14 protein-coding genes and 2 pseudogenes are annotated in these 22,904 nt (G+C 35.4%); 7 read left to right on the top strand and 9 right to left on the bottom strand.

Going from position 1 to position 22,904, the window contains the following annotated elements; translation table 11 throughout:
* Positions 1 to 145: 145 nt before the first annotated feature.
* The 3 genes from BU804_RS09705 to BU804_RS09695 form a co-directional block, all read right to left on the bottom strand.
* Complete coding sequence (locus tag BU804_RS09705; protein ID WP_075883909.1) at positions 146 to 874, bottom strand: DUF2071 domain-containing protein; 729 nt, start codon at positions 872 to 874, stop codon at positions 146 to 148.
* Between the two features lie 154 nt (positions 875 to 1,028).
* Entirely contained in the window at positions 1,029 to 2,063 is a 1,035-nt protein-coding gene (gene dusB / locus BU804_RS09700; RefSeq protein WP_075883908.1) for a tRNA dihydrouridine synthase DusB, read from the bottom strand.
* The gene (locus BU804_RS09695; RefSeq protein WP_075883907.1) at positions 2,063 to 2,329 is read right to left on the bottom strand and encodes a YggT family protein; all 267 of its coding nucleotides are present in this window, start codon (positions 2,327 to 2,329) and stop codon (positions 2,063 to 2,065) included. The genes dusB and BU804_RS09695 overlap by 1 nt, the downstream gene beginning before the upstream one ends.
* A gap of 219 nt (positions 2,330 to 2,548) precedes the next feature.
* Here BU804_RS09695 and BU804_RS09690 point away from each other — a divergent pair, with 219 nt between their 5' ends.
* From BU804_RS09690 to BU804_RS09675, 4 genes are read left to right on the top strand one after another with little or no spacing between them, the layout of a single operon-like run.
* A complete protein-coding gene (locus BU804_RS09690) occupies positions 2,549 to 4,126 on the top strand; it encodes a hypothetical protein (protein WP_075883906.1) in 1,578 nt (525 codons plus the stop codon).
* 2 nt (positions 4,127 to 4,128) lie between these two features.
* Positions 4,129 to 4,752: a hypothetical protein gene (locus BU804_RS09685; RefSeq protein ID WP_075883905.1), complete on the top strand. Its 624-nt coding sequence runs from the start codon at positions 4,129 to 4,131 to the stop codon at positions 4,750 to 4,752.
* A complete protein-coding gene (locus BU804_RS09680) occupies positions 4,749 to 6,050 on the top strand; it encodes a toxin-antitoxin system YwqK family antitoxin (RefSeq protein WP_226996182.1) in 1,302 nt (433 codons plus the stop codon). The genes BU804_RS09685 and BU804_RS09680 overlap by 4 nt, the downstream gene beginning before the upstream one ends.
* A 28-nt stretch (positions 6,051 to 6,078) precedes the next feature.
* Positions 6,079 to 7,857, top strand: coding sequence for a leucine-rich repeat domain-containing protein (locus tag BU804_RS09675; RefSeq protein WP_075883923.1), 1,779 nt, complete (start codon positions 6,079 to 6,081; stop codon positions 7,855 to 7,857).
* A 393-nt stretch (positions 7,858 to 8,250) separates the two neighbouring features.
* On the opposite strand, the pseudogene BU804_RS11615 reads toward BU804_RS09675, so the two are convergent.
* A pseudogene (locus tag BU804_RS11615) lies at positions 8,251 to 8,950 on the bottom strand (IS1 family transposase).
* A gap of 731 nt (positions 8,951 to 9,681) precedes the next feature.
* On the opposite strand from BU804_RS11615, the gene recA reads away from it, so the two are divergent.
* Entirely contained in the window at positions 9,682 to 10,767 is a 1,086-nt protein-coding gene (recA, locus tag BU804_RS09665; protein WP_075883904.1) for a recombinase RecA, read from the top strand.
* 151 nt (positions 10,768 to 10,918) lie between these two features.
* Here recA and BU804_RS09660 read toward each other — a convergent pair whose 3' ends face one another.
* On the bottom strand, positions 10,919 to 11,815 hold the full coding sequence (locus tag BU804_RS09660; protein ID WP_226996181.1) for a polyprenyl synthetase family protein: 897 nt from the start codon (positions 11,813 to 11,815) through the stop codon (positions 10,919 to 10,921).
* 240 nt (positions 11,816 to 12,055) lie between these two features.
* A complete protein-coding gene (locus tag BU804_RS09655) occupies positions 12,056 to 12,736 on the bottom strand; it encodes an acyltransferase (protein WP_075883903.1) in 681 nt (226 codons plus the stop codon).
* A 403-nt stretch (positions 12,737 to 13,139) separates the two neighbouring features.
* On the opposite strand from BU804_RS09655, the gene BU804_RS09650 reads away from it, so the two are divergent.
* Both BU804_RS09650 and BU804_RS09645 read left to right on the top strand, forming a co-directional pair.
* The gene (locus BU804_RS09650; protein WP_075883902.1) at positions 13,140 to 14,291 is read left to right on the top strand and encodes a class I SAM-dependent RNA methyltransferase; all 1,152 of its coding nucleotides are present in this window, start codon (positions 13,140 to 13,142) and stop codon (positions 14,289 to 14,291) included.
* A gap of 118 nt (positions 14,292 to 14,409) precedes the next feature.
* Positions 14,410 to 15,099: an MgtC/SapB family protein gene (locus BU804_RS09645; RefSeq protein ID WP_075883901.1), complete on the top strand. Its 690-nt coding sequence runs from the start codon at positions 14,410 to 14,412 to the stop codon at positions 15,097 to 15,099.
* Between the two features lie 881 nt (positions 15,100 to 15,980).
* Here the strand turns inward: BU804_RS09645 and BU804_RS09640 are convergent.
* From BU804_RS09640 to BU804_RS12325, 3 genes and pseudogenes are all read right to left on the bottom strand, one after another.
* Positions 15,981 to 19,367 (bottom strand): tetratricopeptide repeat protein, encoded by a 3,387-nt coding sequence (locus tag BU804_RS09640; RefSeq protein WP_075883900.1) that lies wholly within the window; start codon positions 19,365 to 19,367, stop codon positions 15,981 to 15,983.
* A 264-nt stretch (positions 19,368 to 19,631) separates the two neighbouring features.
* Positions 19,632 to 22,754, bottom strand: a complete 3,123-nt coding sequence (locus tag BU804_RS15555) for a CHAT domain-containing tetratricopeptide repeat protein (RefSeq protein WP_079988696.1) — start codon at positions 22,752 to 22,754, stop codon at positions 19,632 to 19,634.
* A gap of 34 nt (positions 22,755 to 22,788) precedes the next feature.
* A pseudogene (locus BU804_RS12325) lies at positions 22,789 to 22,904 on the bottom strand (IS982 family transposase); the annotation flags it as partial.

The raw sequence follows: 22,904 nt of genomic DNA, 5'->3' as shown, positions 1-22,904 counted from the left end.
ATTAAATTTAATTTATAAATTAATTATAACAATTAAATATTAAGATTAATTTAATTAATTAAATATTTTTTATATTTTTAATTAATAGATCTGTTATTAATTTTATTAAGCAAAATTCATGCCAATTCAATAAGTTTTTAGAGAATCAGATAGGTTTAAAGATTTCTATCTGACTATGGGAAGAAAAAAAAGCATGAAAGGAGTGACTATAAGGCAGAAAGTTTGAATGAAGACTATTGGAAGGAGTAAATTCTAAAATTTTTATTAGCGAATATTTAAAGGGAGAATGATAAACAAATCCTTTTTTTAAAAGAGATTGTTTTAAAGTATAAACTACATAACGCTCTAGTAAAAAAAATTCAAGGCTATCGGTTTCAGCAAATATATCGGGGGACCTTAATGAATTTTGCCAAGAGAGTAAAGGATGCTTCTCTTGGTGAACCATCAAAGTAGACTTCTCAGAGTTTCGAAGAATTTCCATTTTAGTATAGTGATAGGGCAAGGTCAAAAACTGCTTGGCTAATTCTACAACTAGTTTTTGATCAGCTAATAAAGAATAAAACCAGATACCTGGAACTCTATTTTGATCGTAAACATATGTTTGAATATTTAAAGCTAAAAAGTTTTCAAACCGAGGTGAGAAAAAAAAAGATTTCAATTTCGCTTCTTCCACTTTAAAAGCCTGAATTCCCATGTAAGCCTTTCCTTGAAAAGTATCTACGGATAACTCTTTAGGCAGCGTTTTTTGAATCTCTTTTGGATCACATTCCCAGTTCACAAAAAGGATATCACTCCACTTTTGATCCATCAAAGAAACTTGATTATTGGGATAGTTTTGGACTCGTAGACGATCATAAAGAGTAGGTTTGGTCATAAATTGGCAAATGAAAGGTTTGAAAAATTTAGGTAGGGTTGTTTAAAAAAAACATTTAATTGTCCCTTCTTCAGCAAACTAAAAAATAGCCTATGAAATTTTGAGTCTATTTTCCTAAGCTTTGCTAGATATCTTATGCACAAATATTTCTTAATTAAGCACAACAATCAGCTTTTTGAATTTGAGCTATGTCTTCTATTTCAGTCGAATCACCTAAGGGGAAATCCAAAATTAAATTTTTAATGATTTCCACATCAGAAGCTTTGCTAATCAATTCTCGAAACAGCCTTGTTCCAGAAGATTTTTTTAAATACCAACAACCAACTCGACGCATATCTATACACACCCGTTGATCGGGATGATAATGTAATGTTTCTAAGAAATGTTGGTAAAGAGCTTGCCGGCAATCTTCTAACGAATGGCAAATAGCAGTTTTTCCTTCTAAATAACGTAAAATGTCTTGAACAATCCAAGGCTGTCCCAATGTTCCCCTTGCCACTAAAACGGCATCGCATCCTGTTTCACAAAACATTTTTGCTGCCGATGGGCCATCTAAAACATCACCATTCCCAATAATTTTAATCGACTTAGCGGCTAATTTTCCTCTCTTGATATATTCCCAATTAGCTGGCCCACGATATCCTTGTTGGCGCGTTCGTCCATGAATACAAATTGCTTGAGCTCCCGCTTGTTCCACTATTTGAACGATATTCTCGACTTGAATCTGTTGCTCATCCCATCCAGCTCTGATTTTTACAGTCACGGGAATTTTGACCGCCGACACCATATTGCACACGATTTCGCCAATTAATTCAGGCGTTTTTAATAATCCCGATCCACTTCCATCTTTTGTAATTTTATCAACTGGACAACCGCAATTCAAATCAACAATGTCAAATCCTAATTCTTCAATAATTTTAGCTGCTTGTCCTGCAATTGCAGGTTTACTTCCACATAATTGCCCTCCAATCGGATGCATATTTGCTGCGTAGTCTAAAATATGATATGTGTGCGGATCGTGGCGAATCAAAGCATCCATCTTCACCATTTCGCAATACATCAATCCGGGCTTATATTGGGCAGACATTTTACGAAATGGAAAATCAGAACACCCAGCTAAAGGTGCATAAAAAATTCGATTAGGAAGCTTTTTAGAGCCAATTTGAATAGGAGCTAAATATTGTTTCATTAACGCATAAAACCAAGTAAAAAGTTAACTAGCAAATTTTGTATAAAACTCAAACAAATAAAAGCCACAATAGGACTAAAATCTATCATTCCGAAAGGAGGAATAAATTTTCGGAAAAAATTTAAATATGGCTCTGTATAGTAAGTAATAAATTGCATAGCTCGGTATTCATATAGTTGAGGAAACCATGAGGCAATAATGCGAGCAAATAGCATAAGGGTATAAACTTGAAAAAAAACGTGAATACATTGGATCAAAATAAACATAACTATCATTAATTTTAGATTGAGATATATAAGTAACTATAAATAAAATACTTGCTTGAAATAATACAAAATTTATATTACGATTTGCAATTAAAATTATGAATTCTCAAATAAGCTTATACCAGAAAAATAATTCAAGAAAGACCGAAATTTTACAAATATTCAAAGAAATATCTTAATAAATATACTCAGTGTTAAAAAGCATTAAAAATAGGCGACATGTTAAAGCTTCTTTCCTCTTTAAAATCTATTGGACTTGAACTAAATTCTAATTCTATCAAAGGTGCAGAAGTTATAGAAAGGCTTGGTCGCCCAATTTTAAAAAATCTTTTTACAACTCCTTTGAATTCTTTAAGCCATGTAAAACAGCTTTACATGCAACATCCTATTCTAACGACAGGATTGGATGGGATGCAAGTTCTTTTACGTTCTTTAATAATTCCGTTAACAAAAGCAAAAGATATTGAAGCAACGCTTCATTTTCAAGCAGAACCTTTACTTCCTTATCCAATTGATCAATCCCTACTTTCAAGCCAGATTATCAAACAAGAAAACGATGAAACCAAATTGCTTTTGTTCGCAACCAAAAAAGATTTTTTACAAACGCATTTAGAACAATGGCTATCACTTGGCATTGAATCTGAAAAAGTAAGTTGTACTCAAGCTGCACTTGGGCAATTTAGTAAACAATACTTACCACATGATCAAACATTTTTGATCATTCATTTTGAAGAAAAAACTGTTACCGCTGTTTTAATCAGCGAAAGTTTGGTACTTTTTTCATTTACCCAAAAGGAAGAATTAAAAATTTTACAGAATGAAGATGATTTAGATCAATCTCTTGAACAATTAAAAAAACTTGTCACTAAAATCACTCTTTCTTTTGCAAAAGAGAATCAAAAAATTATCTCCGGGGTTATTTTTACGGGTGAAATTGCAAAATGGCCTTCTATTTATGAACAACTCTCTCAATCTATTCAGCTTCCCCTTTTAACACTTGTCTCAACAGAAGATTCTTTTTCAACTCAAGAAAAATTATGTTATGCGGTTCCCATTGGCTTAGCGTTCGGGAGTCTTCCAGAAGCCACCCCTTCAATTGACTTTCGACAAGGAAAAATGTCTTATCCTCATCCCTGGAGAAGACTTAAACTTCCTATCGCGCTTTACTTTGGCTTAATGTTTTGCCTAAGCTTCCTTTTTTATTTTTTTGGCCAATCCTATTTAAGCCATCAGGAAAGCCTTCTTAAACAAGAATATGTAAATACACTAGCAGGGATGAATAAATCTTACGAACAATTCGAAAATTCTTATTTAACAAAAAATCTATCGGCTCGTGAAAAATCCCAGGGAGAAATTGTTGAAATTACGCAGTTAAATAGACAAGATCTTTTAAATCGCTTGACTTTTTTACAAAAAGATTTACAAGCAACACCAGACTCATTTCCTTTATTTGCTAATATACCCAAAGTCAGCGACGTTTTAGCGTGGCTAAGCCTTCATCCAGCTGTCTCTTTCCTTACGCAGGAGGGAAAACGAGAGCACCACTTGCAAATTGAAAGTTTTAACTACACCTTAATTAAACGACCGATGCAAGGAAAAAAACAAGATAAATATCAAGTGAAAATAGAATTAGAGTTTAGCAGTGGAACTCCCAAGTGGGCTCGCGAATTTCATGACGCATTAATAGCTTCAAACGATTGGGTAGATCCCAAAGGAGAAGTAAAATGGAGTTCAAATCGCGGTCGTTATAAAACCTCATTTTTTTTAAAAGATAAAACCATTTATCCTAGTCAATAATTATGCTTAATACCATTCCTCTCAATCGTGCGATAAGTTATCTCATTGTTATCGGTGTTCTTCCTTTTTTATTTGTTATTTTCACTTTTTTTTCTCAAAAATCAGATTTGAAAGAATTACAAAATGTATTAGAAACTTTACAGTGTCAAGCTTTTGTCAAAGAAAAGAAACAAGCCTTAAATCTTGCTGTAAGGCAACATTTTCATGATGCTGATCATTTTTATATTGATAAACACTTAGAAAGTTTAGTGTTTTTAGAACCAGAAATCGAATCCTTACAAAAAATTGTTGCCGATAAAAATTTTTCAGGTGATGAAAGAATTAAAAAAAGATTGGAATTATTAACTAGCTCCTCAAATAGTTTCATTTTTTCTGAGGGTGTTGTTCAAACATTTCCTCTATTTCAAGAAACGATTGAAACCCTTGTTCACCCCGTTGAAGTCAATACGCACGATTTGCAAAAAATCTTAGCTCTCATTGAAGGAATCCAAGTGGGACCTTATTTACCAGGACCTAATCGCCCTCAATTACTTATTACTGAGTTTAAGTTAGATAAAAAGAAAGTCTATGAAAAAAATGAAGTTTTTGTTCTTAATCTTAAACTTCTGAAAAGAGAGTTTTTATGATCAAAACGAAAGCATTTAAACAAATGACCCTATGGGTTTTTCTAGCATTTTTAGCCTTAACTTTCTCTAGTGCTAAGCGCAACACCTATCGCAAACGCCCTCTACCTTTAACTAGCATTCATATCATTGATAGAAATGGATTTGCGGAAACAATTAGCAATAAAGATCGACTAAATCAATATCAACAAACAGATTTTTTATCCTCTCAACCTTATCAAAAAGTGCTTCGAATTTATGCAAGAGATTCGAAAGGAAATGTACGATCTGTTGTTACTACCTATCACGCTAATGGAAACCCCAAGCAATTTTTACAAATTTTAAATGGAAGAGCTAATGGGTGTTACTATGAATGGCACGAAAACGGATCTATAAGTCTTTCCACAAAAGTCATCGGAGGAGTTGCAGATGTCACACCTTCAGCAGAAAGGTCATGGATTTTTGATGGTTCAAGCTATGCATGGGATGAAGATGAAAACCTTATAGGTGAAATTTTTTACAATCAAGGGTCTTTAGAAGGAATTTCAACTCACTACCATAGTTGTGGTCAAGTATGGAAGCAAATACCCTATAAAAAAAATCAAATTGAAGGTGTTTGTGAAATTTATAAAACAAATGGCGAAATCCTCCAACAAATCAATTACGTTCAGGGACAAAAACATGGATCCTCATTTCGCTACTGGGACAACAAAAATTTAGCCAGCCAAGAAGAATATTGCAAAGGTAAGCTAGAAAATGGCCAATATTTTGATCAGCAAGGAAACTCTGTAGCAGAAGTCAAGCAAGGAACAGGTTTTAGAGCTGTATTTGGGAAAGATTATATTAAAGAAATTCAAGAATATCGAGAGGGAATTCTTGAAGGAGAGGTAAAAGTTTTTACGGCTTGTGGTAATCTTAAGCGTGTTTATCACGTTAAAAATCAAATTAAGCATGGAGAAGAAGTGGATTATTATGACAGTATCAACCCACAAACTATCCAACCCAAACTAGCGTTTTATTGGTATGAAGGAAAAATTCAAGGGCATGTGAGAACTTGGTATTCAAATGGCGTCCAAGAAAGCCAAAAAGAAATGGCTAACAATGCTAAACATGGAGTTTCTACAGCTTGGTATCAAGACGGCAATTTAATGATGATTGAAGAGTATGACAATGATAAATTAATCAAAGGGGATTATTTTAGAAAAGGAGAAAGAGCGCCAGCTAGCCAAGTTATTACAGGTAAGGGAACTGCTACAATCTTTGATGCAGAGGGCCATTTTGTTCAAAAAATTAATTACGTGAATGGAAAACCCGATTTTTAAACTTGATTTAACTCATGTGGATGGTCATTTGAATATTTCTAATTTAAGGTTTAATCATAGTCATCTTGTCAATACAACGCCTCCTTCTGACTATCGCTCTCAAGAAATTAGCGATCCTCCTAGAGATGAAAATAACTCCTTAGTCAATCCTTTGGCTAATCTAGAAGAAACTGGTGCACCAACGGTTCAAGCTCCTGAACTTTTATCTTCATCTCAAGAGCTTCAACTACGTTTTCAAGAGGGAACTTCTCTGACTATTTCTCATTCTCAGTTAGTTTTGTTAAGGGAAAAATCGCCCTATTTTAAGAGTCTATGGTCAGGAAATTTTAAAGAAACTTTTCAACATCCTCTTGCTTTGACACAAAAAGAATTTACGCCTCTGCTTAATTGTGTCATGGATGCTAGCTTTAAAGTTCCCTTGGAAGAGATCACTTCTCTCATTCAACTAGCCGATTATTATGAACTAATAGAAGTGGTGAAAAACTTAGAAGAGCAGCTAATTGATGGGTACAAAGCACAAAGATTTGAACCCTTTAGCCCCACTAAAAAGAGTTTAGTCAGATTAAAAGAGCTTTTAAATTTTGCGCGTCAATGTCAATTAAGCACTTTGAAAAACTATTTAGAATTCACCGTTGTGAGTGCCTTATTAAACCAGTCTTCTCAGTTAACGGAGTTTGAAAAAATTTTAAAGCGTCTCCCAAATGAGATAGAAGCTCTTGATTTTTCAGACAATGTTCATTTGACTGATGACTATCTTTTAGCGTTAAAAGATTGTAAAAATTTAAAAGTGCTCAATCTCAAATCTTGCAAAAATCTTACTGATGCAGGATTAGCGCACTTGATACCCCTGTTAAAAAATTTGCAGTATCTAAATCTAAGCGTTTGTCCTAACCTCACTGGTGCAGGATTAGCGCATTTGACACCCTTAATTGCTTTGCAACATTTAGATCTAAGTTGGTGTGAAAATCTTACTGATGCAGGATTAGCGCATTTGACACCCTTAATCGCTTTGCAACATTTAAATTTAAGTTGGTGTGAAAATCTTACTGATGCAGGATTAGCCCATTTGACGCCTTTAGTGGCTTTACACTATCTCGATCTAAGCATTTGCGTTAAAATCACGGATGCAGGATTAGCGCATTTGAGGCCCTTAGTGGCTTTACATCATTTGAATTTGCGCTATTGTCAAAAGCTTACAGATGCAGGATTAGCGCATTTGAGGCCATTAGTGACTTTACAACATCTTGATCTAAGCTATTGCCGTAATCTTACAAATTCTGGATTAGCGCATTTGAGGCCCTTAGTGACTTTACGACATCTCGATCTAAGCTATTGCCAAAACCTTACCGATGCTGGATTAGCGCATTTGACATCTTTAACAGCTTTACAGTATCTCAATCTGAATCGTTGTACAAAACTCACTGATGCTGGATTAGCGCATTTGAGGCCCTTAGTGGCCTTACAACATTTAGATCTGAATCAATGCCAAAACCTCACTGATGCAGGGTTAGCGTATTTGACGCTCTTAGTCAATTTACAGCACCTCAATCTACGCTTTTGCCAAAAACTCACCAACGATGGATTGACGCATTTGACACCCTTAGTGGCTTTACAGCATCTCAATCTGAGCTATTGCCATGACCTTACCGATGCTGGATTAGCACATTTGACATCCTTAGTTGCTTTACAGCATCTAGAGCTGACTGGATGCTATAATTTCACTGATGCTGGGTTAGAACGTTTTAAAACTTTAGCAACTTCACTCAATTTAATTAAAATATTGCGTGATGTGCATGATGTATGGTAATAAAGATTATAAACACTGAAGGCTATAGTAAAAAAGGCACACATTAGCGCAAACTCTTTTTCTATAAATGTGTTAAAATGCTAAATCCCGTTTCAATTTTTTTGAAGCTGTAATAATCTATTCTATCCAGCTTTTTTGAATTCAGCTCTTTCTTTGGGAATAAAATTTAATATTTTCTACTTCCTGTTGGGCCTTTTTTGCGGGGCAATGTCACCATCACTAACATTGGTATATAAGCTTAATTTTAGGCCATAATAAGTTTCAATAGAGGTCAAATGAATGCCAAAATAGCCTTCACGATTTTACGGTTCAGAATTGGAAAGTATAATTAAAATTTAAGTTACAATGAGTTCTAAAAATGGGTAGTGCTAAAATAGGTAAGGCTCTTCTCAATTATATATTGTAATTACAAATAAAATATTTTATTAACCCAATGGGATTAGTTAGCTTTTTAGAAAATGAAAATGTTTTCCTTATGAGTCTTGGCTTAAGAGTACAATTAAATCTTTCCATGTCGCTTGTCTAACTTGATGGCTTGCTAACTGGTTGATGTTGGCTCCAAGGAATGTTTTTATAATAGACATTAAATTTATCAGTGAAATAGGGGACTTTTTTTTAATGATTCATGTTGTTTTACAAAAAGAAGCTCAGCAGTTTTTTATCTCGAAGCCCACTTGCCTAGCAAGCACTTGGCGACTTTTTTTATGGAAGACAAGCCATAACCACTAAACATTTTTCTTATTTTCTATAAAACAACCTCCATAGCTCATCTCTCAAGTTTAGCCAATTCCAACTCATCTTTCTCACGACAAGTGACTTGTGCATTTAAATCCCTAGGTAAATCATTGAGAATGAAATCCATAAAATCTAGCAGCCATGGCATCCTTACATTAAAAATTCTACAAATTTCATTAAGAGACACTCTTTCTAGAAGAGCTTTCCTGGCAAGTTCCTTTGTTTGTTCGTTAATGAATTTAGTTTTATTGTTTTCGCTTCATTGTTTGCCACACTTTAAACAGCGAAAATTTTGCTTTTCACCTCTTGGATCACCATTCTTCTTTACCAAATCTGATCCGCTGTGGGTACATTCCATTGCTTTTTTCCGCTTGAATTAGAACAATTAGTTTATCAAATTAGATCAGTTTATTGAACTAGCCTTACCTATTTAGCGCTACCTAAAATTATAATTATTGTTAATTCAAATATAAATCATATTGATCTTGTCGCTTTTTCAAATACGCATTCCTACTATCGATCAAATAAGATTTTAAAATTTTCTGAACGACTTAATTTATTATACAAAACATATTTCAATTAAAAGAAAGCTCGAAGTATCCACTATGATGACGTACTTTTTTTGCTGACATATAGACTTGGCTACAAGTGAGTTTATTCATCTTTTCACAGCCGATTCTTTTCCTAATCAAGTGGTGGTTTACGTTTCAATTCATTTGTGAAAGAAAAGAAATTTAATCAAAAAATCATTTCAAAAAAAGTTCTTCTTCTCTGGCATCTTAATTGTAAATTAGGTATAATGAAGAATCTTTTTAACAGCTAATTTGCCTTCTGGTATTAACTCAAACCTACATGCTATCGAATCTCAAATTTTTTAATATTTTGCCGAGGTTGCGATTTTGTTACATCACTTGTGAAAAATTAATAAATTATCAAACTATGCTTTTAAGCTAGCCTTCACAGGTAATTTTTTAAATACTAAAACCTGTTTTGATGTGTCATATAATGAAGTTACTTTTACAAAAGATGTTAGTAATCTCAACTTTCGTTAATAGTTAACTCAAAAAAAGTTTATTCAAAGGAGTCTTTATGTCTCAATCCGCCCCTCCAGATTCTGAACGTAAAAAAGCACTTGGCCTGGCCGTTTCTCAAATTAAAAAACAATTTGGTGAAGGTGCTATCATGTCTTTTGGCAAGCACTCTTCTGAAAAAGAAATGAGTGTGATTAAAACAGGTGCTCTTGCTTTGGATATCGCCTTAGGAATTGGCGGTGTTCCACGTGGACGCGTTGTAGAAATTTATGGACCTGAATCATCTGGTAAGTCAACTTTAGCTCTTCATATCGTAGCTAATGCTCAAAAAAATGGGGGGTTAGCTGCTTATATTGATGCGGAACACGCCCTTGACCCTAGTTATGCTGGTAAAATTGGTATTAATTTAGATGATTTGATGATTTCACAACCAGATAGTGGGGAAGAAGCTTTAAACATTGCAGAGATGCTTGCACGTTCTAACGCTGTAGACGTGATTGTCATTGACTCTGTTGCCGCTCTCGTTCCTAAATCTGAACTTGAAGGAGAAATTGGAGATCAATTCATGGGTCTTCAAGCTCGCATGATGTCACAAGCATTAAGAAAATTAACGGCCTCTCTCTCAAAAAGCAATACATGTGCTATTTTTATTAACCAAATTCGAGATAAAATAGGGATCGTTTATGGAAATCCAGAAACGACAACAGGGGGACGCGCCTTAAAATTTTACTCTTCGGTACGTTTAGATATTCGTCGTACAGGAGGAATTAAAGGACCGGACAATTCCGAAATTGGTAACCGGGTAAAAGTAAAAGTTAGTAAAAATAAAATGGCTCCTCCTTTCCAAATTGCTGAATTTGATATCTTATTTAATGAAGGTATTTCTCGTACAGGTTCTGCGATTGATATGGCAACAGAGTATAATATTGTTGATAAAAAAGGGGCCTGGTTTAGCTACAAAGGGCAACGCTTAGGTCAAGGAAGAGAAGCGGTCAGAGAAGAGTTTAAAAATAATCCAACGCTTTTAGAAGAAATAGAAGCGCTAATTATACAACAGTATAAAGAAAATCGTTCTAAGCCCGCATCCAAAAAAACTTCTATCGGTGCTGCAATAGAAGAAATTGAAGGGGCATTGAACGAATAATTCGTTCTATCGATGTTGGATAAAGCTAATTCTTTATTCAGCATCGATTTAAAGGCTATACCTTGCGTACCTCATGTATACACAGCCTTTTCTATCATTTATAGCTAGAGTCATCTTGCGAATCAGGTTAATTCTCCCAAACTCACAAAACTCAAGAAAGAAGCTGTACTTGCTCAATAAGAAGGCAAGTTAAAGCTTGAAGATCTTCTGATTGAAGATCCAGCGCAGTTAGTGTTTGATTAAATTGATGAATTTCGTCATGAAATAATTGAGTCGCAGCTGGTTTACCATAAACATTTGCAAAATTCATTGTGTGATCATGAAAGGAATCTTGCTTCATGTCTCCCAAGTCATCGGCAATTTGGAAAGCCATTCCAAAGTGTCCAGCACATTTTTTCACGAGGGACAACTTTTCCAAAACCCCTCCTCCAAAAATCCACCCTAAGACAAAAGAAATTTCAAATAACGTAACCGTTTTCTTTTCAATCACTTCTTTTAAAGTCTTTAAAGAAAGATTAGGAGGATTTAAATCTAAATATTGTCCCCCTGTTGCCCCTAAAATTCCCGTATTTTGCGCTGCATTTTCTAAAGCCAATACACATAAACGCTCTTTTTGATTAACGTAGGGGTGTGCACTATCTTTCAAAATCGCAGTATTCCGAGCTAAGCAAGCGTAGCCAGCGGCAATCAAAGTATAGGTCGCCAAAAGAGAAGTTGATTCCCCAAAAATTTTATGCAGGGTAGGAGCATTTCGCCGTTCATCATCGTTATCCATGCAAGGCAAATCATCTGCAATTAAAGACGCTGTATGAAAGTATTCTACACATAAAGCAGCTTGTGAAACATCGATTTGAAAACCAAGGGCTTTAGCAATCATCAAAACGAGAGCTGGCCTAAATCGTTTTCCACCATTTAGTAATGCGTATTCACAAGCATCTTTTAATGGTGTTTTATCACCCAAACAATCCATATTATTTTGGATAATTTGTTCAACATGAGACTTATAAGGTTCTAAAATTGAACGAAAAGACAGTTTGGTTGTTTGCATAAAAGCTCAAATAAAAAAAGTATTTTGAAAGAATTCTGGCCCTCATTATAGGCGATAAAGCATTATCATTATAGGCGATAAAGCATTATCATTATAGGCGATAAAGCATTATCATTATAGGCGATAAAGCATTAATTGAATAGTGATACATTTTCTCTGCCGGTCAAGTTTTCTGAAAAAAAGTTGCGCTAATGGCGAATTTATTTCCCAAAATTCCAGGTGATTAAAACAAATTTTAAATTAATAAGAAGAAATTCGAACTTGAGAGCCAGGTTTGACGATAGAACGATGAGGAATCCAACCGCCGATATTTAAACAAGGGTAAGCTCTAACGTCCATTCCAATCAAAGAACCAGGATTTGTGACTGTATTACAACCGATTTGACTTCTATCTCCAATAATCGCTCCAAATTTACGAAGCTGAGTATTGAAGCGTTGATGTTTATAAACAACTGAGACGGTTTGTTGATCTAATTTAAAGTTTGCACATTTCGTCCCTGCGCCTAAATTCACATCATGTCCTAAAATAGTATCTCCCACGTAAGCAAAGTGAGCTGCATGCGCACGATTTAGAAATAAGCTATTTTTGACCTCAGAATCATGCCCTATCACGCAATAATCTCCTGTAATGACATTGCCTCTAATATAAGCCCCATGGCGAATCACACAATGATTACCAATCCAACAAGGACCTTGAATATAGGCGCCAGGCTCCACAATTGATCCTTCTCCAATAGTAATTTCTTCTGGACGAATTAAATAGGCTTGAGGAGAAATAGAACCTAAGAGCACGCCTAATTTTAATTTCTTTAAATAAGAGGCTAATCGAGTTAAAATAATCCAAGGTGCCGGGTCTTTTTCAAAAAGAGCGGTATGAGTGAAGGTAGAGAGATTGAAGAAATCAGAAGATTTAATATCCATAGAGTGACGATTGTTTCCAAAGCACAGTTAATAAGATTCTAAATCTTCTCATGAAACAAATAAGATTTCCACAGCTTTCTCTAAAGAAGAATATATTATATATAAAGTTCTTCTTCTTCTTTAGAAGGTGTGGGAAAGTTGATAAGTAAGTGAATAATCGAGATAAATGCTCTGTTAATAATCTGTTTAAAACAAGTTGAAAAGTTAGGCTTTATCAACATAAAAAAAATCATCGACCCTTTATCAACGATATTGCCAACATAAAAAGCGTACTTATGAACGCATTTTATTTGTGCAAAGAGGGTATTTTTTCATTCATCCTTTCGTAGATAAGGTCGGATGATAATGAAAGTTTTTAGTGTTTCTAACCATCAATATAACTACTTATTTTAAAGAAAAATCCATGTCATTTCCCATTTTCAAACAAGCACTTTCTTGCCCTCATTTTGATTTGTGTGCCGGATGTTCTCATCAACTTTTTGTTGAACCACCCATTTGGCGTGAAGTGATTGAATATTTTGAAGGAACATTAAATCCTATTTTGCATCAAGGAGCGTTAACAGGTTGGAGATGTCGGGCGAAATTAGCTGTGAGAGGAACAAAAGTAAATCCTATCATAGGATTATTTAAAAAAGGATCTCACGAAGCGCTAACTATCCCATTTTGTTTAGTTCATCACCCTCGCATTAATCAAGCGGTTACTATGATTCAAAACTGGATGAAAAGGCATCAATTAAATCCTTATCAAGAGCACTCGCAAGCCGGAGATTTGCGCTACTTACAATTTGTTGTAGAGCGGGCAAGTGAAAAAGTTCAAATAGTGTTTGTTTTAAATTTTAAAGATTTTTCTTCGCCAGAATCTCAGATATGGCGCGAGCTTCTCCTGGAATTGGCTCAGGAAACGACAAATGCGTTTTGGCATTCTATTTGGGTAAATTTTAATCCCCATGCTACTAACACAATTTTTACAGATAAATGGGAGAAAGTTTGGGGAGAGTCTTATTTGTGGGAAAGTTTTGATGGTGTCGAAATTTGTTTTCAACCCTCTAATTTCGCTCAAGCCAACCTTGATCTTTTTGAAAAGCTATTAGAAAAAGTAAAGTCATGGATTCGGGAGAAGGCTAAAGTTGTCGAGTTTTTTGCAGGAGTAGGAACAATTGGATTGTCTGTTGCCGCAAAATGTACTTGGATTAAATGTGAAGAAATCAATCCTCACTCCAAAGAGTGCTTTTACTACGCAAAGCAACAATTATCTAGCGAAATTAGCCAAAAAATTATGTTTTATACAGGATCTGCGGATGAAAATTTAAATCTACTACAAGGTGCTGATACTGTGATTGTAGACCCTCCAAGAAAAGGATTGAGTCGAAAGTTTATCGAAGGTTTAACGCAATCTTCTGTTGATCAATTGATCTATGTAAGTTGTGGATGGGATTCTTTTAAAAAAAATAAGGAGACACTTATTTATCAAGGATGGAATCTAAAAAAATTAGAGGGATATAGCCTTTTTCCTGGTAGCGAACACATTGAATTATTGACTCTTTTTGAAAGATGATTTTTTTGGGATAAGCGAACATGAATTCAGTGAAATTTTAAAAAATTTATTAAATGTTGATTGAAATGACAACCAAAGTTTGATACAAATCGATAAAACGAATTAATTCATGGAAAAAATGGAAAATTTTGCGCCCATGCTTTCGCATGGTGAAATTTTATTACGTTTAATGTTAGCTGCAACAATGGGCGGTTTAATCGGCCTAGAACGAGAACGCACAAGTTGGTTTGCTGGACTCAGAACGCATATGTTAGTTTGTATGGGATCGAGTTTATTGATGATTGTGTCTCAATATGGATTTAATGATGTGTTAAGGTCGCAATTAATCGTTTTAGATCCTTCACGTGTGGCTGCTCAAGTCGTCAGTGGAATTGGATTTCTAGGTACTGGCACTATTTTATTTTGGAAAAATACGATTAAAGGATTAACGACTGCAGCTAGCTTATGGGCTGTTGCTGCGGTTGGCCTTTCTATTGGAGGAGGTCTTTATTTAGCCGCTATTTCCATGACGGTGATGATTTTTATTGTTTTAGCATGTGTCAAACCATTAGAAAACTATTTATTTAAAAAAAAGTTTTTTAAAGAAATTCGATTTACAATGAAATCCACAGTTTCTATTTCATCTATTGAAGATATTTTAATTAGAATGCAGTTGCGATTAGATTTAACTAATTTTCAAATTGAATCAGAAGGTGAAAAGGAGTTGGTTCGATTATATTTTAAATCTGTTTCTAATATTAATACCTTATCCGTTTTAAAAGCTCTAAAAGAGCTTCCAGGTATCGAAACAATTGAAGCGATCGAATAAATTTGATCCTGTTTTTGACATGCTCTGTAAATTTATTTTATTTTCTCCAACGTGATCACTTGATAAAATAAATCTGGAAACAAATTTAAATTTTAAAGTTGAAGATGCTTCAATGTAAGAGACTTTAAGAAAGTTTTTAGTCGGGGCTATAGTCTATTCAGGAATTGTTTCGTATTTGTTGTCCAACAACTTGATTTATCCGATTTGACATTACCTCCCTAATTAGATTCATTTTAAAATAAAAAAACTTACTATCTCAACAGCAACTGATTCGTTACTATTTTATTTCAGTTTAATTGCTTTAATCTTAGCTGCAAAAGTTAAACCTAGTGCAGAGACCCTTGCAAATATTAAGGATAGATTAAACCCTAAATTGAATGTCCCTTGGAAATTACAACGCTACATTAATCTTTTAAATCAAATCCAAAAACATGGAAAAAAGGAATTTGATATTTTATTTGATCAAGGTCTAGTCAAAGTAATTCCTAAACCACTTCTTTTTTAACTTGGAAATAATAAGGACTGTAATCTGGTCCCTTAGCTCCTTCTCAAACTCCATATGAAGATTGCCAAGAAATTTTTGTTCCCATTCTTAGGGATATCTTAAAGGTATTCTCTCAATTAAATTCTGAAAAACTTAAAAAAACTTCAGTTCAAATGGCTATGAAAGCAATTTATTTGATACGCAAAAGTCTTTAATTTGAGCACTTATTTAACGGTTAAATGGTAAATCTTATGTATTTTACTAAATTAAAACTTCAAAAAATTAAAACCTTTAAAAGATAAGACGTATAAGTGCAATAATGGGAAAAATAATCATTGCCAATCAAAAAGGTTGTAAAATCTTTAGACAAAATATCACGAAATTTATTTTTTCTCCTTTATTCATGTAGTCCCGATAAGAAAAAAGCTCCCCATCGATCAGGTCTTTCGCGTACTTGCTCAATGCCTACTAGCATGGCTTTTTGCAATGCTTGAGCCTTATTAAGTTTTTTCACTCCTATGCCTAAAAAATGGCGATAAAACGTCTCGACCATCTGAAGCGTCAACTCTGTGTCTGGCAATTGCCAATAAGTGGCAATCGTTGACAACGCTCCAGCGGCGAGAAAGGACCAGACGGGTCCGACAATTCCCTCCCCGTGAGGTTTACCCCTACCAGAAAAACAGGCGCTCATAAAAACCAATTCTGCTCGAAGAGCAAGCGCCGCAATTTCTTGTGCATGAAGATAGCCTTGGGGATGACTTTCATCAGGAGTTAGCTTGAAAAGCCCTTCAAAAACGGAATGGGGATCGAGTTTTTCATCCGGCTTTGTGCCTGTCGATCCATGACAGGCCAGATGAATCCAACGCGCATCCGCCATTTCCCCGACAACGCCATAAACAGTAGCCTTGTCTTGTAAGAGAATTTTTTCTTGAGTTGTTTCAAGCAGAGGGGCGACAATTGCTTGTGCTTCCTTTTCCGCAAACTTTAGTTGGCTTCCGGACGTGGTGGGATTCCCAATCACAAGCGAGTTTTTGGGGAAAACTTTAGGAAGCTGATCCAATAATGTTAGGACTTGAATCGAGGGAGCAATGGAAATGGGATGTTTTTCAATCAAATAGGTTCCCTCTTTGTCTAAAAATGCGGCGAAAGGAATTTGAGCGAGATATCCGTCGGGAATAATGGTCACCACTTGTTGGGGGTCTTTGGGAAGATAAGATTCAAGCGGAGCAACCAGAGCTTCATACCAAAGAGAAATGTGTTTTTTAAAAGGTTTTAAATTTTTTGTGTTAAGACTATCATTAAACTCTCCACGAGTTAGCCCTTCTATAAAAGAATCTACCGATTCTTCAATAACTCTTTCCTCAACAGCGAAAGGGAACGTTTGAAGAAATTTATGCGTTTCTTTAATCTCTTCTGTCAAAATTCCAAGAGGCAGCTGCTGGCAGATAATTTCGCCATCAGAAGGGATAATCCAAGCTGTAATGCTGTCTGTGCTTTCGGAAGCAAAAGAATAAACAATCAAGCAAGTGCTCATCTTATGGGCTAAAGCTTGCATTTCTCGGGCTGTGAGTCCAGAAGAGATTAAAAAGCTATCCTTTTGAAATTTAAATTTTTCTGTAAGGGCAGATACCAAGGCACGCGAACGTCTAAAATCTGTGACTTGCAAGGCTTCCTCAGTTTTACCCTGTTGTAAGAAAAGACTTTCCAGTTTTAAGAGCGGTATAGATTGCTCTTTAAAAAAAGTTATCTGCCCCTGGCTATAATTTTTAAGCTTTTGATGCAGTAAAGAATAAATATTGATACTTTTGCGATAATTCTCCTCTGCTAACCTAGGTTCTGACTTGCTATATACTTGCCCTAAGTTGTTATAGCCCCCTGCTTCACTGCGTCGATCTTGTGACTCTTGAGATAAACAAATAGCTTTTTCGATGCTTTCTATTGCCTCATCTTTATTTCCGATGGCTTCATAGCATACACCTAAGCCGTTGAAATAGTTTATTTTTAAATTTGTATTATCGATCGCATAGGATTCTTTATACTTTTCTATTGCCTTATCAAAACTACCTGAGGAAAAAAAAGTATTTCCCAAATTTAATAAAATCTTGGCTCGTAGAAAAGATTCTTTTGTTATTTCTAATGCTTTGTTATAATGTTCTACGCTCTCAGGATACATTTTCAAATTGGAATACGCAATACCGAGACTAGTATATGCTAGCCCCAAGTAGTCTGTAAAGGGTTTTATTTTTTCAGCGATTTTTAAAGATTGCGTATGATACTTAAGTCCTTTCCCATAATCTTCAATAGCACCATAAATATTTCCAAGGAGCGTTATTGTGCCAAACTGGCTATCCAAAGCATTTAATTCATCTTTTTGTATGGTTTCATGCTGAGATAGATTTAAAGCCTTTTCAGCATGGAAGATAGCTTTTCCATATCGGCCAAAATCATTAAATAATCCGGCTAAGTTTTTATGAATTTCTATTGCGAGAAAAAAATCGCCTTGAGGAAGAAATTCAAGTGCCTTGTAATAAGCCTTTTTAGCTTCCTTGTACTGCTGGGCATTAGCATAAGCGCGGCCAATCCCGTTGTAAATCAAGGTTTGTTCAGATTTCTTCTCTGTCAAACTCAATGCAGCTTGAAAACATGAAATCGCCTCTTCATTTTTATCAATGGCAAGGTAGTCGTTTGCAAGACCAATAAGAATCTGGCTTTTACTTTTAGGATCTTGTACAATTTGCGCTATAGATCGCGCTTCTCTATAAAGAGAAAGCGCTTGCTCACCTTCTCCTAGCTCCAAGTAAAGTTTACCTATATTCCTTAAATATATGGATACTTTATAAAAATCTCCTAAGGTTTCTGCAGCTAGCAATGCTTTTTTGGTATGATGAATAGCCATTGGATACTGCTCAAGAAGTTTATTCCATAGAGCAAGATTTTCTTGCGTCCAAATAGTTAAAACAAGAAATTCTTTGGCTTGGGATATTTCGGTGGGTATACAAGTTAACAGTTCCAAAATATATTCTCCACAAATAATAGCACGCTGAAAATCTCCTTGGTTGGCATAAACTTTTGCCATATTTTCAAAAATCCTTGAGGTCATTGTTTTGCTTTCTTCAATGGCAAATTTTTGTCTATCAATTTCATTTGCCATATCTTCAGGTAAAGGTTCGAAAATCCTTTGAACAGCTTTTTCTAAATTTTTCGGAGTAGACTTGTCAATTTTTTCCTCGCTAGCTAATTGATTAAGGCTGTCTTTCCAACGCTCCATATGGCTTAGAATGGCGTTTTTATTTTGAATAAGGAGGTTAGCGCAGTGATTGCCAAATTCGAAATGGGGAAGCAACCAGAGTTGCTCTAGGATACTTTGATAGATCGAGCAGATAGGAATGATCAAATTAAGTTCGTTAGATTTTAACTTTGCTTCCATGATTTCACTGACAATTTCTTCAAGATCGATTAACTGTTGAGCTTGATCATGCTGAATATCGTACAAAAATGTTGCAAAATCGAAAACAGGCATTACCTCCTCTACTATTAAATTTTGGATCTCTTCTATCTCCAATGTTAGTAGCCTACATAAACATTCTCTTATGACACCTATGTCTTCTAATTGCTTGATCTCTTCGAGGAGCAATTTGGCACTGACGAATATATCCTCTTCCGAATTGGATTTTGTGGTATAGGCCGCAATTAAACCTTTTACATGATCTAATAGGGATAGTGTGGGTAGAAGGGGATAATGAAGATAGTAGGGAGTGCTAAATTTAACTGACTCTACGTACATAGCTCAATTCCTTAAAAAAATAAAATGTTAAAAATATTTTTATTTCATGAAGATAAATAATCAAGCTATAAACGACTAAAGTAAAATTTTATTTTAGAATAGAGAAATTTAAGAACAAAAACGCTTAATAATTTTATTACTGATGAGAATAGATAATCATATTAAGCGTACATGTGTTGTTGAAAACACAATTTTAGCTGCAATCATTATAAATCATTTTTTTGGCTATAATTTAGTTGGGTAAGGTAAAAATTTTTTTCTCCTTTATTCATGCAGCCCCGATAAGAAAAAAGCTCCCCATCGATCAGGCCTTTCCCGTGCTTGCTCAATGCCTACTAGCATGGCTTTTTGTAAGGCTTGAGCCTTATTGAGTTTTTCCACCTCTATACCTAAAAGGTGGCGATAAAACGTCTCGACCATCTGAAGTGTCAACTCTGTGTCTGGCAGTCGCCAATAAGTTGCAATTGTTGACAGGGCTCCAGCGGCGAGAAAGGACCAAACGGGGTCGACAATCCCTTCCTCGTGATCTTTGCCCCTGCCAGAAAAACAGGCGCTCATAAAAACCAATTCTGCTCGAAGAGCAAGCGCCGCAATTTCTTGTGCATGAAGATAGCCTTGGGGATGACTTTCGTCAGGAGTGAGCTTGAAAAGACCTTCGAAAACGGAATGAGGATCGAGTTTTTCATCAGGCTTTTTGCCTGTCGACCCATGGCAGGCAAGATGAATCCAACGCGCATCTGCCATTCCTTTGACAACGGCATGAATAGTAGCCTTGTCTTGTAAGAGAACTTTTTTTGGATCTGTTTCAAGCAGAGGGGCGACAATTGTTTGAGCTTCTTTTTCCGCAAACTTTAGGCTGCGTTCAGATGTATTGGGATTCCCAATGACGAGTGAGTTTTTGGAAAAGTCTTTAGGAAGTTGATCCAATAATGTTAGGGCTTGAATCGAGGGAGCAATCGAAAGTGGATGTTTTTCAATCAAATAGGTTCCCTCTTTGTCTAAAAATGCGGCGAAGGGAATTTGAGCGAGATAACCATCGGGAATAATTGTGACGACTTGTTGTGGGTCTTTGGGAAGATAAGATGCAATTGGCGCAATAAGTATTTCATACCAATTCTTAAGGCGATTTTTAAAAGTTTGCGAATTTGAGAGATGCGTATTCTCCTCTGACTCCCCACGAGTTAGCTCTTCTAGAAAAGATGACAATGGTGTTTCAATAGTTCTTGCTTCAGCAATAAAAGGGAGTGTTTGAAAAAGTTTATTCGTTTCTTTAACTTCTTCTGTCAAAATTCCAAGAGGCAACGGCTTGCAGATGATTTCGCCGTCAGAAGGGATAATCCATACGGTAATGCTGTCTGTACTTTCGGAAGCAAACGAGTAAACGATCAAGCAAGTGTTCATCTTGTAGGCAAGAGCTTGCATTTCCTGGATTGTGACTCCAGAAGTTAAAAAATCATCCTTTTGAAGCTGAATTTTTTTTGTAAGAGCAGAGACTAAGGCTCGGGAACGTCTAAAATCTGTGATTTGCAAGGCTTCCTCAGTTTTCCCCTGTTTTAAGAGAAGATTCTCCAGGCTTAAAAGTGTACTTGCTTGCTCTTCAAAAAAAGTAATCTGCCACTGACTATGACTTTTAAGCTCTTGATGTAATGCATCAGAAATGGCGATGCTTTTGCGATAATTTTCTTCTGCTAGCCCAAGATCAGACTCTTTATATATTATCCCTAAATTATGATAACCTAATGCTTCGTTAAGGCGATCTTTTGATGCTTGAGATAAGCAAATAAATTTTTCAATGCATTGAATCGCCTGCTCTTTGTTTCCCAGAGCATCATAACATAGACCTAGGCCAAGGAGAATGCCTTTTTTCGTATCTTGATTACCAATCTTATTGGCTTCTTTATAATATTCAATTGCTTCAGAAAACCTACCGGAGGAAAAAAGAATCCGGCCAAAATTTTTTAAAAAATTGGCTCGATTAGAGTTACCTTTTAAGATTTCTGATGCTTTGTGATAATATTTAATGCCCTCAGAATAATTTTCTTCATCGCAATAGGCACTGCCGAGATTGGCATATGCTACTCCCAAGCCGTTTAAATCAACATCTGCTTTTTCAGCGAGCTTTACCGCTTGCGTACGATAATCGATTTTTCTTGCGTGATCTCCAAACGTACCATAGATACTTCCAAGAATTGTCAACGCGGAAAATTTACTTTCTTGTGCTTGTAATTCGTCTACTTGAATTGACGGATGCTGGATTAGCTCTAAAATTTTTTCTGCATGGTAAATAGCTTTTCCATATCGACCAAAATTTTTAAAAAATTTGGCTAATTTTTGATGAACTATTATTGCCATAAGAGGGTTGTTACCTTGAGGAAGAATTTCAAGAGCTTTTCCATAGGCTTCTTCTGCTTCTTTGTACTGTTTGGCCTTAGCATGGGCTTCACCGATCCCAGAATAGATTAAAGCTTGTTCAGTTTTTTCTTCTGCTAGTTTCAGTGTGGCTTGATAATATCGAATCACCTCTTCATTATTACCTATGTGAGTATAAACATCTGCAAGGGCACCAAGAAACTGCTTTTCAATTTCAGAATCTTGTAACGTTTGCGCTATAGTCAGAGCTTTTTGATAAAAAGGAAGCGCGAGCTCATTTTTTCCTTGCGCTACGTAAAGATAACCTAACTTTTTTAAAGAAATAAATATTGCATCATGATCACTCAACTCGACCGCTATTTTTAATACCCTTTCACTATGATCAATAGCCATTGAATACCGTCTAAGAAGTTGATTCCAGTCTGCAAGATTTCCATGCATCTGCATGATTTTAACAAGAAACTCTTCTTTCTGGGATGTTTTCGGAAGTTCTTGTATTAAAAAATTTAAAATAATTTCTGCATGGAAAATGGCGCGAGGAAAATCTTTTTGGATCCCGTAAAAATCTGCTATGATTTCTAAAAGTGTTAAAGATATTTCTCCGCTTTTATGAATGGCAGATTTTTGTTCCTCAATTTCTTTTGCGACAGCTTCAGGTAGGGGTTCGAAAAGCCTTAAAACAAACTTTTCTAAATTTGTTGGAATAGACTTGTCAATTTTTTCCTCACTAGCCAATTGATTAAGGCTGTCTTTCCAACGCTCCATATGGTTTAGAATAGCGCCTTTATTTTGGTTAAGTAGGTTAGCGCAGCGATTGCCAAATTCGAGATAGGGAAGCAACCAGAGATGCTCTAGGATATTTTGATAGGTCAAGCAGATAGGAATGATCAAATTAAGTTCGTTAGATTTTAACTTTGCTTCCATAATTTCACTAATGATTTCTTCAAGATCGATTAACTGTTGAGCTTGATCATGCTGAATATCGTACAAAAATGTCGCAAAATCGAAAACAGGCATTACCTTCTCTACTACTAACCTGAATTTTGGGTTTTTAGGCAGCCATTAACAATAAGCGATGCTGCTCTGCTAAGTTTATCGATGGCTTTTTAGGTTGGTGAGTATAAGCAATAATCCCAGCTAATAGATTAATTAAAAAATTTCCGGCAT

This window comes from Candidatus Protochlamydia sp. W-9, from assembly GCF_001950615.1.
Lineage (GTDB): Bacteria > Chlamydiota > Chlamydiia > Chlamydiales > Parachlamydiaceae > Protochlamydia > Protochlamydia amoebophila.
This window is presented reverse-complemented; position numbering and strand designations above follow the sequence as displayed.